Source organism: Paenibacillus lautus (assembly GCF_050482385.1).
GTDB classification, from domain to species: domain Bacteria; phylum Bacillota; class Bacilli; order Paenibacillales; family Paenibacillaceae; genus Paenibacillus_AQ; species Paenibacillus_AQ lautus_B.
The window spans coordinates 304,228-327,327 of record NZ_JBCNHV010000013.1 but is presented as its reverse complement, the minus strand read 5'-3'; the positions used below and the strand labels follow the sequence as shown (position 1 = coordinate 327,327).

16 protein-coding genes are annotated in these 23,100 nt (G+C 52.1%); 6 read left to right on the top strand and 10 right to left on the bottom strand.

Going from position 1 to position 23,100, the window contains the following annotated elements; all coding sequences use genetic code 11:
• Positions 1 to 8: 8 nt before the first annotated feature.
• Together ABEW73_RS18050 and cidR are read right to left on the bottom strand one after the other, a co-directional pair.
• Positions 9 to 1,631, bottom strand: coding sequence for a catalase (locus ABEW73_RS18050; protein WP_430166761.1), 1,623 nt, complete (start codon positions 1,629 to 1,631; stop codon positions 9 to 11).
• A 107-nt stretch (positions 1,632 to 1,738) separates the two neighbouring features.
• Positions 1,739 to 2,629: a cidABC operon transcriptional activator CidR gene (gene cidR, locus ABEW73_RS18045; protein WP_430166759.1), complete on the bottom strand. Its 891-nt coding sequence runs from the start codon at positions 2,627 to 2,629 to the stop codon at positions 1,739 to 1,741.
• A 126-nt stretch (positions 2,630 to 2,755) separates the two neighbouring features.
• Between cidR and ABEW73_RS18040 the strand changes: the two genes are divergently transcribed.
• The 6 genes from ABEW73_RS18040 (at position 2,756) to ABEW73_RS18015 (ending at position 10,412) form a co-directional block, all read left to right on the top strand.
• A complete protein-coding gene (locus tag ABEW73_RS18040; protein ID WP_430166758.1) occupies positions 2,756 to 3,127 on the top strand; it encodes a CidA/LrgA family protein in 372 nt (123 codons plus the stop codon).
• On the top strand, positions 3,124 to 3,813 hold the full coding sequence (locus ABEW73_RS18035) for a CidB/LrgB family autolysis modulator (protein WP_430166757.1): 690 nt from the start codon (positions 3,124 to 3,126) through the stop codon (positions 3,811 to 3,813). The genes ABEW73_RS18040 and ABEW73_RS18035 overlap by 4 nt, the downstream gene beginning before the upstream one ends.
• A 269-nt stretch (positions 3,814 to 4,082) precedes the next feature.
• Positions 4,083 to 5,942: an LTA synthase family protein gene (locus ABEW73_RS18030; protein ID WP_430166914.1), complete on the top strand. Its 1,860-nt coding sequence runs from the start codon at positions 4,083 to 4,085 to the stop codon at positions 5,940 to 5,942.
• 687 nt (positions 5,943 to 6,629) lie between these two features.
• Positions 6,630 to 7,982 (top strand): hemolysin family protein, encoded by a 1,353-nt coding sequence (locus tag ABEW73_RS18025; protein WP_430166753.1) that lies wholly within the window; start codon positions 6,630 to 6,632, stop codon positions 7,980 to 7,982.
• A gap of 156 nt (positions 7,983 to 8,138) precedes the next feature.
• Positions 8,139 to 9,728: a PTS sugar transporter gene (locus tag ABEW73_RS18020; RefSeq protein ID WP_430166751.1), complete on the top strand. Its 1,590-nt coding sequence runs from the start codon at positions 8,139 to 8,141 to the stop codon at positions 9,726 to 9,728.
• 135 nt (positions 9,729 to 9,863) lie between these two features.
• On the top strand, positions 9,864 to 10,412 hold the full coding sequence (locus tag ABEW73_RS18015; RefSeq protein ID WP_430166750.1) for a hypothetical protein: 549 nt from the start codon (positions 9,864 to 9,866) through the stop codon (positions 10,410 to 10,412).
• Between the two features lie 115 nt (positions 10,413 to 10,527).
• Here ABEW73_RS18015 and ABEW73_RS18010 read toward each other — a convergent pair whose 3' ends face one another.
• The 8 genes from ABEW73_RS18010 to ade form a co-directional block, all read right to left on the bottom strand.
• The gene (locus tag ABEW73_RS18010; RefSeq protein ID WP_430166748.1) at positions 10,528 to 11,562 is read right to left on the bottom strand and encodes a hypothetical protein; all 1,035 of its coding nucleotides are present in this window, start codon (positions 11,560 to 11,562) and stop codon (positions 10,528 to 10,530) included.
• A 287-nt stretch (positions 11,563 to 11,849) separates the two neighbouring features.
• Positions 11,850 to 13,238, bottom strand: a complete 1,389-nt coding sequence (fumC, locus tag ABEW73_RS18005; RefSeq protein ID WP_430166747.1) for a class II fumarate hydratase — start codon at positions 13,236 to 13,238, stop codon at positions 11,850 to 11,852.
• A gap of 239 nt (positions 13,239 to 13,477) precedes the next feature.
• Positions 13,478 to 14,488: a DUF2332 domain-containing protein gene (locus ABEW73_RS18000; RefSeq protein ID WP_430166912.1), complete on the bottom strand. Its 1,011-nt coding sequence runs from the start codon at positions 14,486 to 14,488 to the stop codon at positions 13,478 to 13,480.
• Positions 14,489 to 14,735: 247 nt separating this feature from the next.
• Entirely contained in the window at positions 14,736 to 16,532 is a 1,797-nt protein-coding gene (gene cydC / locus ABEW73_RS17995) for a thiol reductant ABC exporter subunit CydC (RefSeq protein ID WP_430166745.1), read from the bottom strand.
• A complete protein-coding gene (gene cydD / locus ABEW73_RS17990; protein ID WP_430166743.1) occupies positions 16,529 to 18,295 on the bottom strand; it encodes a thiol reductant ABC exporter subunit CydD in 1,767 nt (588 codons plus the stop codon). Before cydD ends, cydC begins: the two co-directional genes overlap by 4 nt.
• Complete coding sequence (gene cydB / locus ABEW73_RS17985; RefSeq protein WP_430166741.1) at positions 18,295 to 19,311, bottom strand: cytochrome d ubiquinol oxidase subunit II; 1,017 nt, start codon at positions 19,309 to 19,311, stop codon at positions 18,295 to 18,297. The genes cydD and cydB overlap by 1 nt, the downstream gene beginning before the upstream one ends.
• Complete coding sequence (locus ABEW73_RS17980; RefSeq protein ID WP_430166740.1) at positions 19,298 to 20,701, bottom strand: cytochrome ubiquinol oxidase subunit I; 1,404 nt, start codon at positions 20,699 to 20,701, stop codon at positions 19,298 to 19,300. The genes cydB and ABEW73_RS17980 overlap by 14 nt, the downstream gene beginning before the upstream one ends.
• Positions 20,702 to 20,990: 289 nt before the next feature.
• On the bottom strand, positions 20,991 to 22,793 hold the full coding sequence (ade, locus tag ABEW73_RS17975; RefSeq protein ID WP_430166739.1) for an adenine deaminase: 1,803 nt from the start codon (positions 22,791 to 22,793) through the stop codon (positions 20,991 to 20,993).
• Positions 22,794 to 23,100 lie beyond the last annotated feature (307 nt).

Here is a 23,100-nt window from a genome sequence, read left to right as displayed (position 1 = left end):
AGCAGATTTTAGTAAGGATCCGCCTCATGGCCCATGCGGTTAGCATCCTCAACCGCCTGCTCTCGGTCGGGCTCGTTCGAGCCCTTTCTGGCCTGCTCGAGTCCTTCCCGTACGCGGCGTCCATATTCCTCATCCGCCTTCGTAAAATATTCCACCATCTTGTCTTGAATCCGGATATCACATTGGATGAGCGCACCCACCAGATTGCGAATCAAGTCGTTTCGCTCCCAATCCTCAAAGGCTCTGTACGTATCCCCGGCCTGCTTGAAGTCCAGCGGACGGTCCAGCTTTTGCCGGACGAGGTTGGCATCATAATGGGGCTGATGCGGTTTTGCTGTCTGCGAGGCTTCCACTAAACCGTCGGTCATGGAAGGCTCGTAATCCACATGCGGGCTTTGCCCTGGTGCCTTATCCACGTAATAAGACATCTGCCCGCCGCGCTGGTTGGTAGCGACCCGCTTCTTCGGCGCATTGATCGGCAGCTGCAGATAATTCGTGCCGACGCGATGCCGCTGGGTATCCGAGTAAGAAAATGTACGACCTTGCAGCATCTTGTCGTCCGAGAAATCGAGTCCATCCACCAGTACGCCCGTACCGAAGGCCGCTTGCTCCACTTCGTTATAGTAGTTCTCCGGATTGCGATTCAGCACCATTTTGCCTACCTTCAGGAACGGGAATTGATCTGCCGGCCACAGCTTGGTTGCATCAAGCGGATCAAATTCCAGCTCCGGGTGCTCATCATCGCTCATAATCTGAACGCATAACTCCCATTCCGGATAATCCCCGCGTTCAATGGCCTCATATAAATCCTGCGTTGCGTGGCTGTCATTCATGGCCTGGATCTTGTTTGCTTCTTCCTGCGTGAGGTTCTTAATGCCTTGCTTGAGCGGCTCCCAATGGTATTTGATCAGCACACTATGGCCATCTGCATTGACCCATTTGTATGTATTTACACCTGAGCCCTGCATTTGACGGTAGTTGGCCGGAATGCCCCATGGGGAGAAGACAAACGTGATCATATGCGTCGCTTCCGGGGAACGGGATACAAAGTCGAACATGCCGACTGGACCCGGAACGTTGGATACGGGATCCGGCTTGAACGCATGAACCATGTCCGGAAATTTGAGCGGATCGCGGATAAAAAATATTTTCAAGTTATTCCCAACCAGATCCCAGTTGCCTTCTTCGGTGTAAAATTTCACGGCAAACCCGCGCGGATCCCGAAGCGTTTCAGGTGAGCCGGAACCGTGGATAACGGTTGAGAACCGGACAAACACCGGCGTGCGCTTGCCTTCAACCTGAAACAACTTGGCCCGGGTATACTTCGAAACAGGCTCATCGCCTACTTTCCCGTATGCTTCGAAGTAACCGTGAGCGCCAGCACCCCGTGCATGCACGACGCGCTCCGGAATGCGTTCCCGGTCAAAGTGCGTGATCTTCTCCAGATAATGATAATTTTCCAGGGTCATCGGACCCCGATTCCCTACCGTTCTCACATTCTGATTATCCGAAATAGGATGTCCCTGACGATTAGTCAGCGTATCCTCCCGCTCCGTCTCGCCGCGGTTCTGGGCAAAGCCTTCCCGACCTGGGTTCGTTCCATTATCACCATCATGTTCATGGCCACTCACGAATGTCATTCCTCCTTGGATATAAGGCATGTAAAATGGTTCTCTTACTATGGATATTATGTCCAAGGCGTGAAAATGTATGAAATGCCCCTTAATTTAAAACAAACTTAATCCTGCTCACCCAACAGGGCGCGGGTAAAGCTGATCCATTCCCTGACGGCAAAGGACAGGTACCGGTCCTTCCTCCAAATCATCCCGAGCTGCCAGGGAATGGACGGGTTGTCCAGCGGCAGTATCGTCACGCGCGAAGAATCGATTTCCTTACAGATCGTCTCCGGGAGCAGCGCGATGCCCAGATTGGCGGCCACCATGCCGCTGATGAGATCCCATTGTGAGCTTTCGTAGACCACCCTTGGCTCGAAGCCCGCGTTGACGCATTCGCGGATGATCCGGTCATGGAGCGTAAAGTCCTCTCGAAACAACACAAATGCCTCGTCGGCTAGCTCATTCAGGTGTACATGATCTCTGCCTGCCAGCCGGTGGGACGGATGGACCAGCAGATTCAGCTTCTCTTTCACAAAGGAATAATAGTGGAATACATCCTCATTGACCGGCAGCACCGCGACTCCGATATCGGTCTGACCGCTTTCCACATCCGCTTCCACCTTCTTGGCCCCATCCTCTATCAACTGAATGGTAATCTTCGGATACTCCCGGTGGAACTGCCCAATCACCTCAGGAAAAAAGCTCGAGCCTACCATGGGCGGAAGCCCAATCCGAAGATGGCCGCGCTTCAGGTTCATGAGATCCTCCAGTTCGGCCGATACCCGCTGAAAAGAATCCACCATCTGCTGCGCCTGCTGATACATGATATGACCCGCATCCGTCAGCTCAATCCGCTTGCCCTGCCGGTAGAACAAGGTTACGCCCCACTCGTCCTCCATGTTTCGAATCGTTTTGCTGATCGTTGGCTGCGTAATATACAGCTTCTCGGCGGCCTTGGTGAAGCTTTGGTTCCTCACAACCTCAAGAAAATACTCCAGGTGCCGTATATCCATCCGATATTCCCTCCGGTTTCTTCTATGTATAGATAAATGGAATGCATCTCATTCGATATATGCATTTTACCTATGAAAATTATCGTTGTAAAATTTCATCAACAATGAAAATAAAGGAGCCCGGTCATGATCAACATGTTAAAAGGAACACTCCAAGTGGCCGGTTTCATGCTTTTTTCCTTAGGGATGGATCAACTGGCCGCTTGGCTGAATATAGGGATTCCGGGCAGCATTCTCGGAATCGTTGTGTTGTTTATACTTCTCGAAACCAAAGTCCTCCGCCTGGAGTGGATCGAGCTTGGCGCCAATTGGCTGCTCGCCGAATTGCTGCTGTTCTTCATTCCTGCAGCGGTCGGCATCATGAAATATTTCCCGATGCTGGAGGCCGAAGGACTCCAGATTCTTGCCGTGGTTTTGTTCAGCACCGTCATTGTGATGGTCAGCTCTGGACTGACTGCCGGCTTCATCTCATCCAGAAAGGAGCGTAAAACACCATGAACATCCTGCTGACGGTCATTCTCGGCTTATTATTGACGGTCGGGATTTATGGGGGGGCCAAAAGACTGTATCGCCGCCTGCCAAAGGTCTATTTATCGCCGCTCCTGATCACCCCGGTACTGATTGTTGTGATATTGACACAAACGGGGGTATCCTATGAATCATACAATGAAGGGGCGAAGTGGATCAGCAAGCTGCTTGGACCGGCTACGATCGCTTTTGCCGTACCTTTGTACAAAAACTTCCAAACCCTTAAAAAGCATGCGGTCGAAATTATGCTCAGCGTGCTGACCGGTTCGGTTCTGGCGATGTTATCCTCTGCAGTTCTTGCTAAATGGATGCACTTAAACAGCTCGCTGGCCACCAGTCTCGTACCTCGTTCCATAACAACGCCCATTGCCATGAACGTCTCCGAGGTCATTGGGGGCGTGCCGAACATGACCGCCGTCTTTGTCATTATGACCGGGATTCTAGGCTCCATGATCGGGCCGTTGGTCATGCGGATCTTCCGGATTCGGGGTGATATCGCCCGAGGTGTGCTGTTTGGGACCAGCGCCCATGGAACCGGCACCTCCAAGGCATTCGAATTCAGCTCCCTTTCGGGGACTATTTCCAGCATTTCGATGATCGTCGCCGCTCTCTTCACCCTCGGAACCGCACCGCTGATCATGTCTTTTCTTTATTAATATTTGCTAATGCCCTGACAAAACCGGCGATGGCCGGTTTTTTCGTTGTCTTTTTCATGTTGTTATAAGAAGCCTAAGGACTTACTTTAACTCTTTGACAACCTCCTCCGAAGAGGTCATAATTAGTTCTGTTCATTCATTTTGTAAAATAAATGGTATACAGAATGTATATCAACAGTAAGAATAACGTCTATCGATTCTTAAATAACGAATGGCCGCTGGAGTTTTCGGAAATGGGTTATGGCGGCATTGAAAGGAAGGCGATACAGGTGTTCTCCACCTCGCGGTTTCGGTTAACGATTACGAAGCCTTTTATATTTTTCTCTGTCATTATGCTGCTCAAAAGCTACCTGGCCTGGATGGTCATTTTTGATGATGTTATACCATGGAAACCGCTCATTACGGAAATCCCTTTTATTTGGCTTGTGTTCAGCTTAATCGAATGGTTCGCTTCCAAGCGAAAGCTCGCTGCCTATATGAGTGTTAACTTATTGCTAACCGCCATATTCTTTGCAGCCATTATGTATTATAAATATTATGGTGTCATTGTTACGTATCACGCGCTGGAGCAGGTCAATCAGGTAACCGCGGTAAGCAATAGCGTATTCTCCTTGATGGACCCTTACTATCTGCTAATCTTTACGGATATCATCGGTATGTTTTTTCTACTATGGCGCAGTGATCGCGTTAAAAAATGGAAGATTCGGCATGCCAAAAAAGAAAAGCGCAAAATCATTCCTATTGTTTTTGTCGTCTCTTTAATGCTGTGCCTATTCCAGATAATGCCGAACCGCGCAAGCATGAACGAAATCGTGAAGGCGCAGGAAATGGGCATTCTTAATTATGAGGCCTATACGATTTTCCAACAGGAGAACAAAGAGCTCGTGGATGCCAAGGCCATCACGCAGGATAAAGTCAACGAATTGAAGGGCGTCGGGGCGTCTGATCAGGAAGCTGTGCTCTCAGGTGTAGCCAAAGGGAAGAACCTAATCATCATCCAGATGGAGTCCTTCCAGAATTTCCTGATCGGTCTGAACATGGATGGCAAGGAAATTACGCCAAACTTGAACAAACTCGCTAAAGAGAGCTTATACTTCCCGAACTTCTACCAGAATGTCGGTCAAGGAAATACCTCGGATGCCGAGTTTGTGGTAAATACATCCTTCTACATTCCGCCGCGGGGAGCAGCAACGCAGCATTATGCGGACAGGGTTCTGCCCAGCCTTCCAAGGTTGCTGCAAGGAGAAGGTTATGATACAGCCACTTTCCACACCAATGTGGTGGAATTCTGGAACCGCGGAGAGCTGTACAAGGCCCTCGGGTTCAACCGTTATTACGATAAAGCGTTCTTCGGTGATGAAGATAAACTGTTCTTCGGTGCCTCGGATGATGCCCTGTACTCCAAAACATCGGCCGAGCTGAAGAAGATGGACGACGCCGATAAACCGTTCTATACCCAAGTCATCTCCATGTCGGCTCACCATCCGTTCACGATTCCCGAAGATAAATATCGGATGACGCTGCCGGAGCGATATGAAGGCACCTTTGTCGGCGACTACATCCGCTCGCAGAATTACGCCGATGATGCGCTTGGTAAATTCATTGAGCAGCTGAAGAAAGACGGCGTGTGGGATAACAGCCTGGTTGTTCTCTACGGCGACCACCTTGGACTTCCTATATATTCCTTGGACAACAAGGATAAAGAACTGATGCACGAAATTTATGGCCGTGATTATAACTACGGAGATATGATCAATATCCCGCTTATGATCCATGGAGAAGGCCTTCAGCCTGAAGTGAAGGAACAAGTCGGCGGGCAGATCGACCTCCTGCCGACGGTGGCCAACCTGCTCGGCGTATCGATGGACAATCAGCTTCATTTCGGTCAGGATCTGTTAAACAACACCGATAATAACTTGCTGCCGGAACGGTACTACCTTCCTTCTGGTACATTTATCAACAATACGACCCTGTACATTCCGGGAATCGGCTTTGAGGATGGAACCAAGCATCCCCTTCCGAACGTGGACGAGAAGAAGACCCAGGCTACCAAAGAAGAATTCGAACGCTCGCTGCAGCTGCTCCATCTGTCGGACAGCTATATTAGACAGCTGCCATACCATAAATAGTTCGTTGCTTAATAGGACAACTCTTTCGGATAATCGGAGGGTTGTCCTTTTTTTGCTTGGCAGAGAATGCCGGAAATCCTTGATCTATAAGGGTTTATACAGCCGAAGGCAACGGTTATTTGACATAGTGGCTTACTTTTTCTTATTATTAATAGCAATATACCTTGTTTTGAATACCGCATTCGTGGTGAAATTACGTACAACAACTCAAATGACTCATACTCATACGCTGACCATTAAGCCATATATTTTTCATGAACAAATCGATTATGAATTGTAGGAGTGACGATCCGACTTGGACCCCATACGAAGGACAAACAGAATTATATGTTCAACACTTGGCCTTCTTCTGATTGCTTCCGTTACGCATGTTCCCCTGGTGGACATCTCCGATTCCGCTGCCGCAACGCAGGGAATGGAAGCGTCTGAAGGAACTCTTCCATCGCCAACGCCGGTACCCAAGAGTCCGGAACCTGTTCGGTTGATGCTGGAGTCGAAACGCCATGTGTCTCTGCCTTCCTTGCATAACGTTACATGCCGCACCACGGATACCGGTATGTTTCTGCTCCTCAAGCACATGATGCTAGACCCTTTAAAATTCCGGTCGAATTATGTTGACAGCCATGCATAGTAAGTGATGGTTATTAAAAAACTAATTCGGATCAGATAAAAAAGGATGTGTTTTGTTTGGATGACAGTATAGGCTTAAATTTATTCTTAGTCGCTGTGCTTATCGCAGCTACCGCTTTTTTCGTTATGACGGAATTTGCTATCATAAGACTTCGTCCCAGCCGGGTAGACCAATTGGTAATGGAAGGGCGTAAAGGCGCGCTTGCCGTCAAAAAGGTAACTTCGAATCTGGATGGATACCTGTCTGCGTGTCAGCTGGGAATTACCATCACGGCACTCGGTCTTGGTTGGCTCGGGGAACCGACCATCGAGAAAATTCTTCACCCGGTGTTTGATAGCTTCTCTATTCCTGCTGCTATCGCATCGCTAATTTCGTTTTTGCTTGCATTTATTATCATGACTTATATACACGTCGTTATCGGGGAACTTGCGCCGAAGACGATTGCTATTAATAAAGCGGAAGCCGTGTCGTTCATCTGTGCGACACCTATTATCTGGTTTAACCGGATCATGTACCCGTTCATCTGGTTGCTGAACGGATCCGCCAACAAGATCGTTCGTCTGTTCGGCATGCATCCCGCCAGTGAGCACGAAGAAGCTCACTCGGAAGAAGAACTCCGCATGATTCTGAGCGACAGTTATGAGAGCGGAAAGATCAACCAAGCCGAATACGGTTATGTAAGCCGAATTTTTGCTTTTGATGATATGCTTGCCAAGGAGATAATGGTACCCCGTACCGATATGATCTGCCTGTATGTCGATAAGCCGCTTGCCACCAATCTGCAAATCATCAAGCGCGAGCAGTACACCCGTTTTCCGGTTGTACGCGGTGACAAAGACCAGATCGTCGGTATGGTAAACACCAAGCAGTTCTTCCTGGAGTTCGATGACAATTCCAACATCGACTTGACCAAGCTGATTCATCCGGCAATGACGGTATCCGAAGCGATTCCGATCAAGAAGCTGCTGCGGAAAATGCAGCAGGAAGGCACGCATATGGCCATCCTGATCGATGAATATGGCGGCACTTCCGGAATGATCACCATTGAAGATATTCTGGAGGAGATCGTCGGCGAGATCCGCGACGAATTCGACGAGGATGAAGAACGCGAGCTGACCCAGCCTGAGCCGAACCGCATCATTGCGGATGGCAAGGTATCCATTAACCGGATCAACGACCTGCTTCACACCGACTTGAGCACCGATGACCTGGATACGATCGGCGGCTGGCTGTACGGACATAACTCCGAGCTTGCCAAAGGTGATACATGGAGTTACGGCGACTTGACGTTTACCGTCATCGAGAAGAAGACTCACCGCTACACGAAGCTGCAAATCGTTAAAGAAACGGCTGAATCCGCAGCGGAAGAAGCAGCTGCCGTCGCGGCTGCAAGCGAAAACAACGAATAGATCATAGATAGCCAAGCCGCCATGCAGCCATTACCGGGTTATGCATGGCGGTTTTTTTGTTTGTATGTGGGAATGACATTTTAGCACTTTAACAAGTTATAACTCTGCTGTAATATAGAAATAATCTAATTTCATACATATGGGGGGCAGCAAGTCATGAATCGTCAAATCGCTATTATTGGAAGCAGCGGCGGCAATCTGTACAATCTCGGCGGCAAAGACCCGCTCAAGCTGCTCGATGAAATATTGATGCAGCTGGAGAGCGCAGGCCTGTCCTGTGGGGCACTGCAGTTTATTGCTGCCCAGGTCTCCATGGATGCAGCCAAGGATACAACGCCTGCCACTCTTTACAGCTGGAGCATCTCTCAAGTGGAGCCGGTCGTTATCGCCGAGGGTACGCTTCAGCAGGTCAATCAAGCGGCTGAACAGCTGGACCGGGAGATTGCCGAGCAGATTGAACTCGGCGAAATTGACGGCATCATCGTGATGAGTGCCGACCCCGAGGGCAGCAACCGGCACGCCATTGAGGCTGCTGCCAAGTTCCGTCTGCCAGTGACCGGTACTGGCGGAACTTCCATGGCCATCATACAGACCAAAGGCGCGCATGTCATCGCCGCCTCGGGTACAACCGGAACCACCAATCGAACCCGCGCGGTCACCTTCGTCACTTCCCTCAGCAAGCATTGGCGGCTTACGTACCGGCCGGTCATCGGAAATGCAACCGCGAATCTTCACGGGGCGTCCGGGAGCTCGTCGCCATGGCGGCGCATCAATATTCGGGGCATTATGATGGCATCCCTCCCCGGTTTCATAGGTATGGCCCTGATCCTCGCAGTCAGCAAAATCCCGGGGTTATCCTCGCTGACCGAGGTGTTTGATCTATTGATCAAGGCGCTGCCGGTCATCGTCGCTGTCATTGCAGCCAAACAGGTATCCGAACTGGACGAGGTATCCATCGTGGCAGGCATCGTGGCAGGTGTCCTTTCCGTCGAAGGGGGCATTATCGGAGGCATCATTGGCGGAATTGGCGCAGGTATCATCGTCCATTACATATTCCGTCAATGCGTGGAGTGGCGTTTCCCTGCAACCACGGTCAACATTGTTGCAGGCGGTATATCGGGTCTGATTGCCGGGCTGCTGGTTTACTTCCTCATTGCGCCGATTGCGCTGAGTGCAGGGCAAGGCATCCGATTCTTGATCGAAACCCTTGTCTCCTGGAGTCCGGCCATAGCCGGATTGATTGCAGGCCTGCTGATCTGGCCCGCGATCATTGGCGGCGTCTATCATGCGGCCATCCTGCCGATTGTACTGCTGGAGATGGAGACAACAAGCAACAGCTTCCTCGGCGCGGTCGATATGGTCGGTCTAGTGATGGTGTCCGCAGGAATCACGCTGGCCAACATTATCGCTCCACGGGATAAGGGAGAAGCGGCCGTAGCAGCTCCCGGGTTTGCCATCAATATGGGTTTTGGCACCTTCGTTGAAGCTGCCTATCCCTTCATGTTTTCGAACAAACTTGTGTTTGCTGGAGCGATTGCTTCCGCAGGTCTTGGCGGCATGCTCGTCGGTTTATTCGGCGTTCGGGGAACCGCCTACGTGCCTTCTTTCATCGGTCCCATCACATCGAATAACACTATTGGCTTCCTGATCTCCATGGCAGCCAGCATGCTCTGCTCATTCCTTATTACGTTCTTCGTAAACAAACTGTCCGGTTATCGGGATGCGAAGAACACTATGAGTATGTAGTATTGTAGTATAAGGTCAGGCTAATATGCAGGATTTTTGCTAACCAATCGACCTGTAAAAGAGTTTATATAATAGATAGGCTCGTAAGTTAGATGCCTATACCCAATCGAAAAACGGAAGGAGGTTATCCTGATCGTGAAATTCAGAAGCATATCGCTGTTCGCGCTGACAAGTGTCCTGCTAGCCGCTTCGCTAATCTGGAGCAGCGAACAAGCAGCCGCTAACGACGCGGAAGACTATTCCGTAAAGGTGGCAGGCACTCCCATGACGGACGTTCTTGTTCACAAAGGCAAAGCGTACGTTCCGCTCAAGTCCTTAGCCGATGCAATTGGGTATGAGATTTCCTATACGATGAAGGAGGAGTTGGACAACTTTCATCAATATGACTTGAAGGCTGCGAACAGTCCCGCGGTATCGATATGGGGCAACGACAAGTGGGGATATACGATCATTCGACGGGCAACGCAAGATATGAGTGTGAACGATATCGACATTTATAAGCCAGCCAAGCTATGCCCTGAAGAATCGGACCATTGCAAGCTCGATGAGCGTAAGTACGAAGGACCCCTCTTCATAAAGAAAACCCTCTACGTTCCTGTCCGACACATGGCCACGGCCTTAAACCTGAAGCTGACCATGACGCAAACCCAGAAAGGGCGCAGCATTCATCTGTCCAAGCGCTGAAGCTCCCATTTATTCACTCCCCTAACGAATACTACTTTTTTAAAAAAGCCAGGCAGAGTCACAAACTCTGCCTGGCTTTTAATCGAAGAGGCACTCATCCAAACCTTCAAAATTTTCATTCCAGTTCTCTGATCTCCACGTCATCCGTGGACGTGATTTTCGAAATATCAAACTCTCTGAAACTATGGGTGCTCTCTTTCCCATTCATATCAAAATCCTGCTCGATCTTCTTCACACGGTCCGGCGTCTTCAAATCCGCCCCATAATATTCAATGTGAAGGTCCGTCTCCCCCTGTACCGTCACCGATGGCAGCCGCCGAGTCAGCTCCAGCACCCGTTCCTTCTCTTGCGCCAGATTGTCTGCCGTCAAATCCGCGAACACGATTAAACTGATATTCTGACTGACATTTCCGTCGGCATTTGCGAGTTGGTTATAATCACGCTCAACCGTGTCGAAATCCGAGTTGACATAAGCATCCGCAAACGCCTGATCCGGATAAAGCTCAGCCAGCAGAGGTTTCAACTGGTCTCTCAGCTGTTGTCCCCAAAGCAAATTCAAATATGTATCTTCCGATATGACAGGAGGGTTGGCATCATTGCTGCTAATCGTGAATTCCAGCTCAGGGGACTGCACCGGATGGGCTCTCAGATTGTATGTGCCGATGGCCCAGGTATAGTTCACGTCCGTTACTTTAAAGGTTTCGTTGTACTTCTGTTCCAAATAGGACTCTGCCGCTTCCTGGACCTCTCGTTTCTCGGCGGCCGTCTTCATGAACGGAGCAGATCCCCAAGTATACCCCGCGTGTATGGACCCGGCGAACAGGGCAAGTCCGATCACCGTCCGCACGGCGATTTTCCACGGAGAGGATAGTTGGCGTCTCCGCTTCTCATCGAACATCGGTTTCTTGGGTGATCGATAGTTGAAGTAAATAACCGGTATAATCAGACCTATAATATGAATCCCAATAGCGAGCGGACCCAAAATCAGGCCCAAAAATCCTAATGTCATGAAAAAAATAAACAAAGCCGCTCCCTGAAGCGCTATAAGCAGCGTTCCGCCTATAATCATGCCCGGCGTCCCGATATAAAACATCCCGAGACCAGTGCAGACCAGAGAGAGCAGCGTGGCAATCCATTGATGTTTCTTCAAGTTATCATCCGTCCTTCATGCAAATGATTTGTGAATCATAATCAGATCCTGACACCCTATTATAACCGCTGTGGAGCTTGGAAAAAGAAAAACTTCGATCGATACGCTCTCACAGAAGGCGGACCGCGTTTAGAAGAAGGTTGCCTTGCGATGATCAAATAGGGTTCAGGTTTACTAAAAACCTGATCATTCTATAAATCAAAAAACCAAAACCCACTTCACCGTGGTGAAATGGGCTGGGGGTTCAACCAAGGCCTGTTTTCCGATCAAGCTCCAAGCATTGGACCTCACTCCTTCGGATGGATCATTTCTTCCGGACGAACGATCCGGTCAAAATCCTCTCCAGTGAGCAGTCCACTTCCCAGAGCCGCTTCACGAAGTGTCGTCCCTTCTTTATGCGCTTTTTTCGCGATGGCCGCGGCATTCTCATATCCGATATGCGGGTTCAGCGCCGTCACCAGCATCAGCGACCGCTCCATGTTCGCACGGAGAACGTCAAGGTTGGCTTCGATGCCGACCGCGCAATTCTGGTCGAACGAATCCATGGCATCCGACAGCAGGCGTACGGACTGCAGGAAGTTATAGATGATGACCGGTTTGAAAACGTTTAGCTCAAAATTACCCTGGCTTGCTGCAAAACCGATCGTGGCATCGTTGCCCATCACTTGGCAGACTACCATCGTCAGTGCCTCGCTCTGGGTTGGGTTCACTTTCCCCGGCATGATGGAGCTGCCCGGTTCGTTGGCAGGGATCGAGATCTCGCCAATCCCGGAACGGGGACCGCTTGCCAGCCAGCGAACGTCGTTGGCGATTTTCATCAGATCGGCAGCCAGCGCCTTCAGTGCCCCATGGGCAAATACAATCTCGTCATGGCTGGTCAACGAATGGAACTTGTTGCTGGCGGACGTGTAGCTTTTTCCGATCTGCATGCTGATTTCTGCCGCCGTCATTTCTCCGAATTTCGGATGCGCGTTAATGCCGGTACCGACAGCAGTACCGCCAATAGCCAGCTCACGCAGCGGTTCTACAGCGGAAGCCAGCATCAATTCACACTTCTCGAGCATCCGATGCCAGCCGCTGATTTCCTGTCCGAGGGTCAGCGGTGTTGCATCCTGAAGATGCGTGCGGCCGATTTTGATCAGGTCCTTATATTCATCGCTTTTCTTCTCCAGCGTTTTCTTCAAGCGGCGCAGCGCGGGCAGCACATGATCTTCCACGGCCACGACCGCGGCCATATGCATCGCTGTCGGAAACGTATCGTTAGAGCTTTGGGATTTGTTAACGTCGTCGTTGGGATGAACGCGCAGAGCGCTGTCTTTTTGCTCAAGCAGTTGATTCGCACGGTTCGCAATGACTTCGTTCACGTTCATATTGGACTGTGTGCCGCTGCCGGTCTGCCAAACCACCAGCGGAAAGTGCTCATCCCACTTGCCGGCGACAATCTCGTCGGCGGCGGTCGTAATCGCATCCACTTTGTCTGCATCCAGCTTACCGAGCTTGCCATTCACAATGGCCGCGCTCTTCTTCAATATCGCAAATGCCCGAATGATTTCCTTCGGCATCGTTTCGGTTCCAATCCGGAAATTCTCGGAACTGCGCTGTGTCTGTGCTGCCCATAGCTTATCCGCAGGCACTTTAACCTCACCCAGGGTATCCTTCTCAATACGATAATCCATCCCAACTTCCTCCTTTGGCTTCCTTGAATTTAAGCGCTTAATATTCCATCTCCCCTATTATGACATAGACTTGCCCTAGAAAAAAACAGACGGGATGAACGGCTTTGTCTTCCTGGCTTAAAGCGCTGGCTCGGCTGCCTTCTTGGCTCGCTTACTCACCGTCACCTCATATGACCAACGCGTTGTCGAACAATTCGCTGCCGCTTCTTCAATCACACGCTAACAGTAATATTCCCGCCTTACAACAGCCACTCAAACCAGCGCGCATGCCCATCCGTCCGTGCCACCGTAAACTGGCTCGGCACACCTCCGAGAATATAATCGGCATGGAGACGCTCATCCTCCATATTGTTGTAGACATGCACGATATCGCGGACGCTTCCGATTTCATTTAAGTGATGCAGCAGTTTTTGCTTAGACGCCTCCGGAATCTGATTAGCCACATGCGTATGAAATACGCAAATGACGGCCTCCTCCGGGATGCCCCTCACGATTTCGGGAAGCAGCGCGGTCCCATCCCCTTCCCGGAACTGTACCCCGGTCTGCTGCTTCAATACCTCCGCCGCATGCTCCAGCATGGATACCCTGTCGTGATTACCCGGCCAGATTAAAGACCGCAGCCACAACAAATGCTCCGGGTTTCGCACGTCATTCACATGCAGATCGATCCCCATCCGATAGACGACCGGGGGACTGGAAGCCAGCAGGAACGGCGTGCGGCTCCCCCTGATCTCCGATGTGATATGAACCTTTGACCCCGCAAGGCCGTAACTCTCCGCGTCCCCATAGGAATAGCTGTATTGATCCCACAGCAGCTGCAATCCGGCACTAGTTCCAAGCTCCACCAAGGCAAGCGGCTTACGGACCTTGTCATAGATCGAGCAGAACACCGGATACAAATACGCACAGCGGCGGACTTCGTTCGTTTGTACCCGTTTACTCTCCAGTATCCCGATAATGTCTGCCTGATGCTTCAGCACAAATGAACGAAAAAGGGGATAACAAGAGCTCATTTCCTTTGGATGTTCCACAAGGCCGGGGTAATACACCCTCAGCTCTGGTCCCTCACCCTGAAGCAGCAAATATTGAACTGCCCCAAACAGCATATTGGGTACAGGCTGGCCTGCAGGAACAAACGTTGCGACTTGCAGCACCTCTTCATCATCGGCTATATGGCGCGACAAATACTCATAGAACACACTGGAGCCCGGACATTCCCGCTCAGCAAAATGACGAAACACGTTGACCATCCGTTTATGAGCCACCTTACATCACACCCCTAAAATTGTAATTAACCTTTATCTTGCTTAAGGCTAATGTTACATCTTTCCAAGATGCGCGTGGATTTGGATCTTTTATCAGGCTCATTAAGAAAAATAAGATGGAGACAAAAAAAAGAACCGATCCTAAATGAACTGCACCCCAATCGTTAGGTCATGTCTAACAATTAGGGGCATTTCAAAAGGGCGGTTCTTCTACTAAGGATGCTGTTGTTGTCTAGACTGCCGGACGATCTAATAGATACAAGTTCCGATACCGCGGGTAGCGCTCCATCAGCTCATCGTGGGTACCCCGCATAACGATTTGGCCGTCTTCCATGAATAGGATCTCATCCATGCGCTCAACGCCCACCAGATGATGCGTTACCCAGATCAGCGTCCGGTCCTGTAGACTGGCGAACATGGTGGATAACAGTTCCCGCTCGGTTTTGGGATCCAGCCCGACCGTCGGTTCATCCAGAATGACAACAGGCGTCTTCTGCAGCAGGATTCGGGCCAAAGCCACGCGCTGGCGCTCTCCCCCGGAGAAACGCTGTCCGGCTTCCTGCATACGGGTGCGGAGACCCTCCGGAAGGGAGGCCACCAACGGTTCTAGCCGTGCCAAAGCAACCGCGCCCCGTATTTCCGCTTCCGTAGCATCCGGCTGTCCGAGCCGGATGTTGTTTGCTAGCGTCGTATCGAACAAGTGCGGACTCTGATTCAATACCGAAATAACAGAAGATATCTCATCGCCAAACCGCGCAGCATCCACTCCGCCTAGGGTAAGACTTCCCCCCGAAGGTGCCAGCACGCCCTGAATCAGCTGCAGCAGGGTGGATTTACCGGCACCGGAACGCCCTATAATGGCTACCTTGGCCCCAGGAGGAATATCCAGGGATACATCCGTTAATGTAGACCCTTCCCTATTCGCACCGGATCGTTCCAGCCCGGATTCGCCGCCTGCTGCCTGATCATAACGGAAGCTGACGCCATCCGCCTTCACATGGACACCGCTGCTTATGACGGATTGGATCTCTCCCTTATTCAGCTGTTGCTCCCGGTTCTGCTCCCCTTCAGATGTTTCTGCGCTTTCTATCGCCTGAAGTCTCGCGACCGACTGGCCGTACTGCGGAATCCGCTCCACGGCTTCGGATACCGGCAGGAATGCGTCCATTAACGGGAATACAACCAGAACCAAAGCCGCGATCAGCGTAACATCGATCGAGCCGTCCGCATACTGTCGTCCTGACCAATACACCATTGATACCACCGTCACGGCAACCACGCATTGACCGATAAAAGCCCGAAGACGCGACCAGCGCTTAAGGGAGCGGTCGGTCCGGTCGACCTCGGCTTCATCCGCCTCATAACCGGTCAGGAACTCCGTCTGCCGGCCGCTGACATACCATTCATGAATACCCAGTACCGCGTCGGTTAGCTTCTGGTAGAGGTTGCTGCGGGCCTGCTTCATCTCCCGGTTCTTCCGTTTGGTGAGCAGCAGGGAAACCAGCGGCAGCACCAGAATCAGCACCGCTACATATAACGCGAGCAGAAGGGCAAATGCCGGGTCAAACAGGCCGACAGCCAGAATAACCCCGGCGTATAACACAAGCGCTACAATCGATGGAAAAACCGTTCGAATATAGACGTCCTGCAAATACTCGATATCATCAGAGAGCACGCCCAGCAGATCCCCGGTGCGGTACCGGGAGGACAAACGGAGGGCTTGCGGTTCCAGAATGCGGTACAGCCGCAGGCGCATCTGGGACAGAATGCGAAGAATCGTGTCATGTCCCACCAGGCGCTCCACGTAATGGATGACCGCGCGTCCGATGCCGAAGGTCCGAACCCCCACGGTCGGCACGTATACCATCAGAATATTTTCCGGTCGCAGGGCGGACTTGGAGATCAAATACCCGGATGTAAACATCAGCATCCCGGCGAACAGGATCGTGAGCACGCCAAGCATCACAATCAGCAGAAAGCGCCAGAAGTTTGCCGTTACATAAGGCCGAAACCACGATTCCTGCTTCATTGTACTCCCTCCATCTGCGATGTAATCAATCCATAATAGACACCTTGCCGAGCGATAAGCTCCTCATGGGTTCCGGTTTCCGCCACCCGCCCCTGATGCAGAACGAGGATGTAATCCATATCCTGCATCCAGTGCAGTCTGTGCGTCGCGAGGAATACCCACTTATCTTGAAAAAGGGACAGCATCGTCTCCTTCAGCTCATATTCCGTCTCGATATCCAAATGCGCCGTCGGCTCATCCAGCAGCAGAACCCGCCGGCCGCCGAGCAGCGCTCTGGCTAAGGCTACACGCTGTGCCTGGCCACCGCTTAAAGTGCGTCCGCCGCCCCCAATCATCTCCGCAAGTCCGCCCGGCAAACTCTTCACCAGATCCGATAGACCCGCCGCTTGTATCGCGGCTTCGACTTGCGCTGTTGACGCCTCCGGCGCATAGAATCGCACATTATCCGCTAGGGTAGCACCGAATAAATATGGCTGCTGCGGCATATAGGTGACCTCGGTCCGCCATGCCCGCCGGTTCCTGTCCTCCAGCTTCACGCCGTTTAACTCCATCACGCCGGACGTTGGGGCCATGAATCCCCCTAATAGCTCAATAAGTGTGGATTTGCCGGCCCCGCTCTCCCCGACGATACCGATCTTGCGCTGGCCCGGTATCCGGAAGCTGACATTCTCCAAGGAAGCCGGCCCTAACTCTTCGTGCCTGAGGCCGATTCCGGACAGCTCCAGCACGCTGTGGTTATCCCATTGGAATTGCGGCTGCGGCGGATTGGTTTCAGACAAATTATCTTTAATTTTAAATGTTATATCGCAAGAACGCCCTTTCCGAGCCTCCTGAATCATGGATTGCATCGCTTCCCCTGCCTGCTTACCGTCCAGCGTGGCATGAAAATCCGCCCCGACCATGCGCACCGGCAGGAAATACTCCGGTGCCAGGATCAGGATGAGCAGCGCAGGCAGCAGCTCCAGGCTGCCGTTAATGAGGCGTAAGCCTAAGTTTACCGCAACAGATGCCACGGACAGCATCGTAAAGAAATCCAGCGCGAAGGATGACAGAAACGCCACGCGCAGCGTCCGCATGGTAGCTGCTCGATATCCCTCGCTGACCTGCTGTATGCTCTCGCTGTGCTTACGGCTCTGTCCCAGAAACTTCAGGGTAGTCAGACCTCTCAGCGAATCTACAAAATGATTAGACAGCATCCGGTAGGAATCCAGCTGCCGCTCGGTCTGCTTTCTCGCGGCAAGCCCCACGAGGATGAGAAATACGATCAGGATCGGCATGGTCACCAGCAGTATAATGCCCGAAATCCGGTCCGTCATGAACACGTACAGCCATACCAGAGCCGGGGTAATGCTCGCCCCCATCATGCGCGGTATGGTCAGCTCCGCATATTTGCGGAACTTGCCGATGCCCTCCAGCACAAGCGTAACCACATTGCCTGTTCCTTCCGACCGGACAAAGGACGGCCCCTTCCGAAACAGCTCATCCAGCAGCTGCTTCCTCAGGCTCGTGCCCGTCTCCTCGGCCAAGCGCTGTGCGATTCCTTGCTGCACGGCCGAGATGCCGTGACGTGCCAGAAATGCAAGCAGGAACAAGGCAATGGTCTCCCCCTGCTCCTGCAGCGTTGATCCGGCAAACAGGGCGGATATGGCTTCCGCCAGCCACTTGGCTTGCAGGAGGATGGCCATGCTCTGTGCCAGGGTACATACGGCGACAAGGAAGAATACCGTCTTGGCGCCCTTGTATCCCAGCAGATCTTTTCCCATCAGTACTCCAGATGCTCCTTCTCATGTACCCGTTTGTGGAAAACGAAGTAACTCCAAATTTGATAGCCCAATACGAATGGCAGCAGCGTAACCGCCACAATCGTCATTATCTTGAGAGAATACGGTCCGGAGGCCGCATTATAAATAGTCAGGTCAAATGCCGAATTGATGGAACTGACCATCACGCGCGGGAACAAACCCACGAACACGGACGTTACCAGCAGGGCGATAACCGCCCCAGTCATCCCGAAAGCCCAGCCGTCCCGCTTGATGTTCATGAAATATCCGCCCAGCAGGAATGCGAGCAGAGCCAGCACCAGCAGCACGGTTAACACCACGCCACGCTTCTCGAAGACATCGGTCATGAAATACGTCATCACCCCGAATGCCACGAACAGGGCCGCTACGGGAAACAGGAGTCTCCGGGCCATACGGCGCGCCCGTTCCTGAAGATCCCCCATCGTGCGCAGTGTTGTGAACATCAAGCCATGCAGCAGGCAGAGCATCACCATCGTCAGTCCGCCAACCACAGTATAGCCATTCACAACATCAAACAACCCGGCATGCAACTGCATCTCTTCGTTAATCGGGAGCCCCTGAATCAGACAAGCAAAGACAACGCCGAGCAGGAATGGCGGAAGCACGCTGCCTGTGAAGATTGCACCGTCCCACACCCGTTTCCAGCGAACATCGCCCACCTTGCCGCGGAATTCAAAGGCCACCCCGCGTCCGATCAAGGCCAGCAGAAGAAAGACAAGCGGAATGTAGAAGCCGCTGAACAGCGTAGCATACCAGTTCGGGAAGGCGGCGAACATCGCGCCGCCCGCCGTCAACAACCAGACCTCGTTGGCATCCCAGAATGGGCCGATCGAGTTGATCAGCACCCGGCGCTGGGTATCATTTTTGGCCAGCAGCTGCGTGGACATCCCGACCCCGAAGTCGAAGCCCTCCAAGAAGAAGAACCCGATAAACAATACGGCAACGAGCACAAACCACAGTTCGTTAAGAGACAGCATTGTAGCCCTCCTTATTAAACGGATCGCTTGCGTGGTGGTCATCTTCCTCCGCCGCATACGGTCCTTTCTTAATGACTTTGATAAATAGATACGCCATGACGGCTGCCAGCACCGCATAAATGGCGGTAAACATGATCAGCGAGAACAGGATCGAGCCTGCGCTGACGTTCGGTGAAACACTGTTCTCCGTGGTGATCAGTCCGAATACCGTCCACGGCTGCCGCCCGATCTCCGTCATAATCCACCCCGACGTGTTGGCAATGAACGGCAGCGAAATACCGAACAGCATTAGTCTGAGGAACCATTTGCCGGCCTTCTCGACCTTTTTGCGCAGCATGAGCCATGCTCCGTACAACCCCAGCAGAATCATGATGCTGCCTGCGGCCACCATAATCCGGAAGCTCCAGAACGTGGTGCGAACAGGAGGGATATAATCTCCAGGTCCATACTGCTGTTCGTATTGCGCCTGCAGCTCCTTCATCCCGATGACTTCACCGGAAAACTTGCTATAGGACAAAAAGCTGAGCAAATACGGGACTTTAAACTCCATCGTGTTCTTCTGCTTATCCGGATCGATGGCTGCAATGACCGTCCAAGGCGCGGGATCGTCACTCGTTTCCCACAGGCTCTCCGCAGCGGCCATCTTCATCGGCTGCGTATCCACCAGATACTGCGCCTGCTGGTGACCGAACACCGCAACCAGAATAGAGGTGATGAGGCCAATCACGATGGCGATGTGGAATGATTTCTTAAAGAAATCCAAATCTTGCTTCCTCATTAGCTTGTAGGCACTCACACCTGCTACGAGGAACGCCCCGGTTGCCAGTGCCCCGAAGATCGTGTGCGGGAACTCCACTAACAGCTGACCGTTCGTGATCAGTGCGAAGAAATCATTCATCTCCGCCCGCCCATTGTTCATCTCGAACCCGACGGGACGCTGCATGAACGAATTCGCTGCCAGAATCCAGAAGGCGGACATCAGGGTGCCGAAGGACACCAGCCAGATACTGAGCAGATGGACCTTCTTCGATAACCGGTCCCAACCGAATATCCACAGTCCGATAAACGTCGACTCGAGGAAAAACGCCAGCAGCGCCTCGATGGCAAGTGGTGCGCCAAACACGTCCCCGACAAACCGCGAGTAATCCGACCAGTTCATGCCGAACTGGAATTCCTGCAGAATCCCTGTCACAACCCCAACCGCAAAGTTAATCAGGAACAGCTTTCCCCAGAACTTGGCCATTTTCTTGTAGACTTCCTGGCCTTTGACAACATACATCGTCTCCATGATGGCAATCAGAAACGCCAATCCGATGGATAACGGTACGAAAATAAAGTGAAAAATGGTTGTCGATGCGAATTGAATTCGCGCCAGCATAACCGGATCCATATTAAGATACCCCTTTCTTTAGCTCACGTGATCACTTCAAATTTGATTCTTTTTGTATTGTCGCAGACCACGCCGCAAAGGATTGTGATAAACATCACAATATCAGGGCTGAAACCGGTGTAAAAAGTTATAAATTTGTGACGAAAATCACTAAGTAGGCGATTGAATATGTGAGAATTATCAATTGGAACATGGCTTGCGGCATCCGCTCACAGGCCAAGCCCGGTATTTACGTACCAAAAAAGCAGGTTCGCCCTCAGGCCAACCTGCTTCGGTGTATGCTGCAATCTTATTGGACCGCGCCAATCTCGGTCTCGATGAGCTTGAATTCCGTTACGTCTGCGATCCCGCGGTTGGTAATGCGGATTTCCGGAATCACCGGCAGCGCAATCAGCGAGAAGGTCATGAACGGCGCATGAATATGGCATCCAAGCTCCTTCCAAGCCTCCTCCAAGGCTGCGACTTCCTCCGCTACGATCTCAACCGGACGGTCTGCCAGCAAACCGGCAATCGGCATTGCCACCTTCGCCAGCACCTTGCCGTCCCGGACCACGATCATGCCGCCTCCGCACGCCGCCAGCTCATTCGCAGCGAGTGCCATATCCTCGGCATTCGTACCCATCACAAGCAGATTGTGACTGTCATGCGCTACCGTGGACGCAACCGCGCCGAACTTGAGTCCGAAGCCGCTCGCAAAACCGAGCGAGATTTGTCCCGTCGTGCCGTGGCGCTCAATGCATGCCAGCTGAACCACGTCCTGGTCCAGGTCTGGCTGGATCACCCCTTGCTGCACGGAGAGCACCGCCGTCATTTTGGCGGTACGGGCGCTGTTCTCAATGACGCGCACCACGTTCACTTCCGTACGTGCGGCATCGAATTTGCTGCGGAGCAGGAAGTCATCCGCGGTAAGCGAACGCTGCAAACGGACCGAGTTAAACGCTTTTTCCGGATATTGATATACCGGGAATGCCTTCACGAGTCGGCCGTTCTCTGCAACCACCTCGCCATCCGTGATCACGACGGAAGGTACCATGCTCAACAGATCATCAATCAGCAAAATATCCGCCGTTTTGCCAGGTGAAATGCTGCCAAGCTCCATGTCCATGCCGAAATAACGAGCCACGTTGATCGTTCCCAGCTGAATCGCTGTGACTGGGTCCACGCCCTCTTCCATAGCGCGGCGGACCACATGGTTCATATGACCGAGTCTCAGCAGCGTCTGCGGATACACATCATCCGTAACCAGAGAAATATTGTCTGTTCGCACCTTATCTTCCGTTATGACCTTAACAACTTCCTTCACATCCTGCCAAGCCGAACCCTCGCGAATCATCAGGTGCATGCCGAGGCGAACCTTCTCCAATGCCTGCTCTCTGGTTACCGTCTCATGGTCGGAGCTTACGCCGGTTGCCATATATGCCTGCAGCATCCGGTCATCCTCTGCCGGAAAATGCCCTGTCACCGTCTTGCCTGCACGCAGCGTAGCTTCGATCTCCCCGCTCATGGTCGGATCGCCATACACGACGCCTGGGAAATTCATCACTTCGCCAAGCCCGGCAACACCGGGCCAAGTCAGCCCTTCCTCAATGTCGGCTACGCCCAACTGCGCCCCGGCATCCTCCAGATCAAAGGTTGACGGCACACACGAAGGAACGGTGGTGAACACCTTCATCGGCAACTGCTGCCCTTCCTCATGCATCCAGCGCACGCCCTCCATGCCGAATACGTTGGCAATCTCATGGGGATCCATATAAACCCCGGTCGTTCCGCTAACGATAGCCGCCTTGGCAAACTCGGTCACGGTGAGCATCGTGCTCTCCACATGCATATGACCGTCGAGCAGGCCCGGCGAGATATATCGGCCATTCGCTTCGATGACCCGAGTCCCCTCCCCGATCGTATGATCCGCGTTGCCGATATAAGCGATGCGTCCGGAGGCCATGGCCACGTCCACCTGCTCCTGAAGCTCGCCTGTAAACACATTCACCAGCGTACCGTTTTTGATGACCAGTTCGGCAGGCTCCTGTCCTAACGCAACCTTCCCCAACTGCCGGCTAACCTCGTATCGTTTCTGTCTCTTGCTTGAACTCATGATGATTGCACGCTCCCCTTTTTTTAGATATCAGAAAGTATAACTTCGAAGCTTGTGACTTCCTGATATCGCAATAAAAACTTCTTCTAACTGCGGTCTGTCATCTGTGAAAGTACTTCGATAAACGTTTTTCTTCTAATGAACGGTAAAAATACAAAATCGATCCGCTGTATAACACGCCAAACACCCCGGACAGCGTATCTGCCCGGGGTGCCTGTACTTATATCCATAGAGGAAGAGAAATCCCGTGCATCAGCAATGTATGCTATCTAGTCTGCACATCACCTCATCTGTTAAAACCTGCCGG

What these genes read in the sequence shown, in the direction of transcription:
- cidR (WP_430166759.1), bottom strand. Translation starts at nt 2,629, where the DNA reads ATGGATATACGGCACCTGGAGTATTTTCTTGAGGTTGTGAGGAACCAA.
- ABEW73_RS18040 (WP_430166758.1), top strand. Translation starts at nt 2,756, where the DNA reads ATGATCAACATGTTAAAAGGAACACTCCAAGTGGCCGGTTTCATGCTT.
- ABEW73_RS18035 (WP_430166757.1), top strand. Translation starts at nt 3,124, where the DNA reads ATGAACATCCTGCTGACGGTCATTCTCGGCTTATTATTGACGGTCGGG.
- ABEW73_RS18020 (WP_430166751.1), top strand. Translation starts at nt 8,139, where the DNA reads ATGAATCGTCAAATCGCTATTATTGGAAGCAGCGGCGGCAATCTGTAC.
- fumC (WP_430166747.1), bottom strand. Translation starts at nt 13,238, where the DNA reads ATGGATTATCGTATTGAGAAGGATACCCTGGGTGAGGTTAAAGTGCCT.
- ABEW73_RS18000 (WP_430166912.1), bottom strand. Translation starts at nt 14,488, where the DNA reads ATGGTCAACGTGTTTCGTCATTTTGCTGAGCGGGAATGTCCGGGCTCC.
- cydC (WP_430166745.1), bottom strand. Translation starts at nt 16,532, where the DNA reads ATGAAGCAGGAATCGTGGTTTCGGCCTTATGTAACGGCAAACTTCTGG.
- cydD (WP_430166743.1), bottom strand. Translation starts at nt 18,295, where the DNA reads ATGGGAAAAGATCTGCTGGGATACAAGGGCGCCAAGACGGTATTCTTC.
- cydB (WP_430166741.1), bottom strand. Translation starts at nt 19,311, where the DNA reads ATGCTGTCTCTTAACGAACTGTGGTTTGTGCTCGTTGCCGTATTGTTT.
- ABEW73_RS17980 (WP_430166740.1), bottom strand. Translation starts at nt 20,701, where the DNA reads ATGGATCCGGTTATGCTGGCGCGAATTCAATTCGCATCGACAACCATT.
- ade (WP_430166739.1), bottom strand. Translation starts at nt 22,793, where the DNA reads ATGAGTTCAAGCAAGAGACAGAAACGATACGAGGTTAGCCGGCAGTTG.